The sequence below is a fragment of the Shewanella sp. SG44-2 genome (genome assembly GCF_014164215.1).
In the GTDB taxonomy this organism is placed as follows: Bacteria; Pseudomonadota; Gammaproteobacteria; order Enterobacterales; family Shewanellaceae; genus Shewanella; species Shewanella frigidimarina.
In genome coordinates, this window is sequence record NZ_JACJEU010000054.1 from 1 (window position 1) to 4373 (window position 4373).

2 protein-coding genes are annotated in these 4373 nt (G+C 42.9%); one reads left to right on the top strand and one right to left on the bottom strand.

Annotation, left to right across the window (positions count from 1 at the left end; translation table 11 throughout):
* Positions 1 to 301: 301 nt before the first annotated feature.
* The gene (hxpB, locus tag H5181_RS20070; RefSeq protein ID WP_182751871.1) at positions 302 to 961 is read right to left on the bottom strand and encodes a hexitol phosphatase HxpB; all 660 of its coding nucleotides are present in this window, start codon (positions 959 to 961) and stop codon (positions 302 to 304) included.
* Between the two features lie 402 nt (positions 962 to 1363).
* Between hxpB and acnB the strand changes: the two genes are divergently transcribed.
* A complete protein-coding gene (acnB, locus tag H5181_RS20075; protein ID WP_011639185.1) occupies positions 1364 to 3961 on the top strand; it encodes a bifunctional aconitate hydratase 2/2-methylisocitrate dehydratase in 2598 nt (865 codons plus the stop codon).
* Positions 3962 to 4373: the final 412 nt, after the last annotated feature.

Sequence of the window (4373 nt, forward strand, 5' to 3'; positions counted from 1 at the left end):
TATTGAAGCACTACAATATAAAACGGGGTCATAGTTATAACAATTATATGGCGCCAACAGCAGCCGAAATGGCAGCGTAAAGACGCAACTCCTGTTGGTGTACAGATTTAGTTGACCACATCAGAGATAACAATCGAGCTAAAAGCTAAAAGCCTAGAGTGCCCTATCCGTGAGCGCAGCGTTCGCTGTTTATCGCTTGTTATCGTCCTCGCAGCGAAGCTGTCCCTAGCAGGACGAAGTCCGCTCTAGAAGCGCAGCGGACTATCCGCGTAGCGGTCTAGGACCTTAGCAGCATAGCGGCCTAGGCTTCTAGAAGCGCGGGTAATAATCCTGCATGAGCTAGCTGATGATGGGCAATCACCCATTTAGTTTGTGTGGCTGTGTGGGGTGCAGGAATGGCTACGGTTTGCATACTGGCAGCCCGCGCGGCAATTAAACCATTAAACGAATCTTCAATTGCGATGCATTGTCCTGGCGCAATGCCCAGTCCTTTAGCGCAATTTAAATATACTTCAGGATGCGGTTTGCCATAATCGAGATTTTCAGCGGACTCAATCGCATCAAAATAATGGCCAATGGCCAGCTTATGCAGCACAGCTTCAATAATTAATGACGATGACGATGTGGCTAAACCTATTTTAAGCCCTAAACGTTTGCACGCCTCTAGCGACTCAATAACGCCTCGCATTGGTTCACCATTGGCTTTTATTTGGCTTATCACTTCATTAACAATGGTATTGGCCGTAGCTGTATTGTCGTAATTTGGCCAAGGAAAACGTTGGTACCAATAGCTAACAACATGATCAATACGCAAGCCTGTGGTTTGCTCCACTTCTTCAAGGCTGAGATTAAGTCCAAAGCTATTTAGGACAGTCTGCTCGGCCAACTGCCAAGCCGGTTCGGAATCGATTAAAATCCCATCCATATCAAAAATAACGGCTTTTATTTGGTTTGACACAATACTGACTCCATAAACGGCACAATGTTAAGCGCTAATTATCACGTTGTTGTTGATTGGACACAATCAAAACACACTTTTTAAAAAATATTTCATTTAAAAAAGGGGATATTTTTTTGTATATAGTTTAATCAGTGGGTACTGTATAAGTTAATGTATTTAAGAGAATTTCCGCCTGTTTCAAACTATTGTCTAATTTTATTTTATTCAACTTGGCGTTAAATTGATTTTTAGGTTGATAAATCGCATTGATTTCATACATCCGAGAGTGTGAGCTGATTCATACTTTTATAAAGCTGTAGTATACTGGAGGTCGGATTTCAAGCCCGAACCAGTGGAATTATCAGCGTAACCATAGTGGCGCTGAGTTTCGCCGTTAGGCGTCAAACAAAGAGGAATGTTGCCGTGCTAGAAGCATATCGTAAACACGTCGCAGAACGTGCTGCAGAGGGCGTAGTCCCTAAGCCATTAAATGCACAACAAGTGGCTGAACTGGTTAAGTTATTTGAAACACCCCCAGCAGGTGAAGAGGCATTCATCCTCGACTTGCTCGAAAATCGTATTCCACCAGGAGTAGATGAAGCTGCTTACGTTAAAGCCGCTTTCCTTGATGCAGTCGCTAAAGGCACTGTGTCATCTCCTATCTTAAGCGCAGAACACGCTGTTAAACTGCTTGGCACTATGCAAGGTGGTTACAACATTGAGCCGTTAATTGACCAACTAGATAATGCAGCATTAGCACCTCTATCGGTTACCGCACTTTCAAATACATTGTTGATGTTTGATTCATACCACGATGTTGTTGAAAAAATGCAAGCGGGCAATGATTTTGCTAAGCAAGTAGTTGATGCTTGGGCCAATGCAGATTGGTTCTTAAATCGTCCAAAATTGGCTGACAAAGTTACCTTAACTGTTTTCAAAGTGTCTGGTGAAACCAACACTGATGATTTGTCTCCTGCGCCAGATGCATGGTCTCGTCCAGATATTCCACTACACGCATTAGCAATGCTAAAAAATGCGCGTGACGGTATTGTGCCTGATGAATCAGGTGTTGTGGGTCCAATCAAAGAAATCGAAGCGTTAAAAGGTAAAGGTCATCCTTTAGTTTACGTAGGTGATGTTGTTGGTACGGGTTCTTCACGTAAATCTGCCACTAACTCAGTGTTATGGTTTATGGGTGATGACATTCCTTTTGTACCTAACAAGCGTGCTGGTGGCTTCTGTTTAGGTAACAAAATTGCACCTATTTTCTTCAACACCATGGAAGATGCGGGTGCATTACCGATCGAACTAAACGTTGATCAAATGGACACTGGCGATGTGATCGATATCTACCCTTATGAAGGTGTAGTTAAGCGTCACGGCACTGATGAAGTTATCTCTACATTCGAGCTTAAAACCGAAGTGTTGTTAGATGAAGTTCGTGCTGGTGGTCGTATTCCATTGATCATTGGTCGTGGCCTTACTGACCGTGCGCGTGAAACCTTAGGTCTTGAAGCATCAAAAGTATTCGTTCGTCCACAAGATATCGCTGCATCTAACAAAGGTTTTACTTTAGCCCAAAAAATGGTCGGTAAAGCATGTGGCGTATCAGGTGTTCGTCCTGGTCAATACTGCGAACCTAAGATGACCTCTGTTGGTTCACAAGACACTACTGGCCCTATGACACGTGATGAGTTAAAAGACTTAGCATGTTTAGGCTTTAGTGCTGATTTAACCATGCAGTCATTCTGCCACACTGCAGCTTATCCAAAGCCAGTGGATGTTACCACTCACCACACACTACCAGATTTCATTATGAACCGTGGTGGTGTTGCTTTACGTCCAGGTGACGGGGTTATTCACTCGTGGTTAAACCGTATGTTATTACCAGATACCGTAGGTACTGGTGGTGATTCACATACTCGTTTCCCTATTGGTATTTCGTTCCCAGCCGGTTCTGGTTTAGTGGCATTTGCTGCTGCAACAGGTGTCATGCCTCTTGATATGCCTGAGTCTGTGCTAGTGCGCTTTAAAGGCGAAATGCAACCAGGTATTACCTTACGTGATTTAGTTCATGCTATCCCATTAAAAGCAATTGAAATGGGTCTGCTAACGGTTGAGAAGAAAGGCAAAATCAACGCTTTCTCTGGCCGCGTATTAGAAATCGAAGGTCTTGAAAAACTTAAAGTTGAGCAAGCATTCGAATTATCTGATGCCTCTGCTGAGCGTTCAGCTGCAGGTTGTAGCATTAAGCTAGACAAAGAGCCAATCATTGAATATTTAACCTCTAACATCGTCATGTTAAAGTGGATGATTGCAGAAGGTTATGGCGATCGTCGTACTATCGAACGTCGTATTACTGCGATGCAAGAATGGATTGCTAACCCACAGTTGATGGAAGCAGATAAAGATGCAGAATATGCTGAAATTATCGAAATCAATCTAAACGACATCAAAGAGCCAATCCTTTGTGCACCAAACGATCCTGATGATGCAGTATTATTATCAAGCGTTGCACAAACTAAGATTGACGAAGTGTTTGTTGGTTCTTGTATGACTAACATCGGTCACTTCCGTGCGACCGGTAAGATGTTAGAAAAATTTGCTACTACGTTACCAACACGTTTATGGATTGCACCACCAACTAAGATGGACCGCGATCAATTAACGGAAGAGGGTTACTACTCAATCTTCGGCCGTGTTGGTGCTCGCATCGAGATCCCTGGTTGTTCTCTATGTATGGGTAACCAAGCACGTGTTGCAGAAGGTGCTACTGTAGTATCAACGTCTACACGTAACTTCCCTAACCGTTTAGGTACTGGCGCAAACGTTTACTTAGCATCAGCTGAGTTAGCAGCAGTAGCAGCGTTACTAGGTCGTTTACCTTCAGTTGAAGAATATCAAAACTACGCTAAAGAATTGGATGCAACAGCAGCTGATACTTACCGTTACTTGAACTTCGACCAAATCGATTCTTACACTAAGAAAGCCGACAGCGTGATTTTCCAAGCCGCGCTTTAAGCTTAAACTAGTTAACAATTGATCAAAAATGCCAGCAGAAATGCTGGCATTTTTATTGGTGTTATATTGTTTAACTTGTAACTTATTTCAGGATAAAAATGAGTTTCAACCTATCTTTTTATAAAGATTTACCCTGATCCCACTAAATTAATCAACGGCTAAAACCAATGCGAAAATTAGCCATATCTATGTTCTTATGGCCTGAGGCCACTAACGTCGTGGCGCTTCACCCACACCAGACCAAGAGGAAACCAACGGCTGTTCCCTCTTGGAACTCCCAGCCGCCCCTATTGTGGCTTAATGAATCTGTACACCGATTGAGGTAAACTTCCCTTAAGATAAAACGGTGTAAAAAAGTAATGAAAACTCAACCAACTTACTCAACAGAATTTAAAATAGATGCTGCAAACCT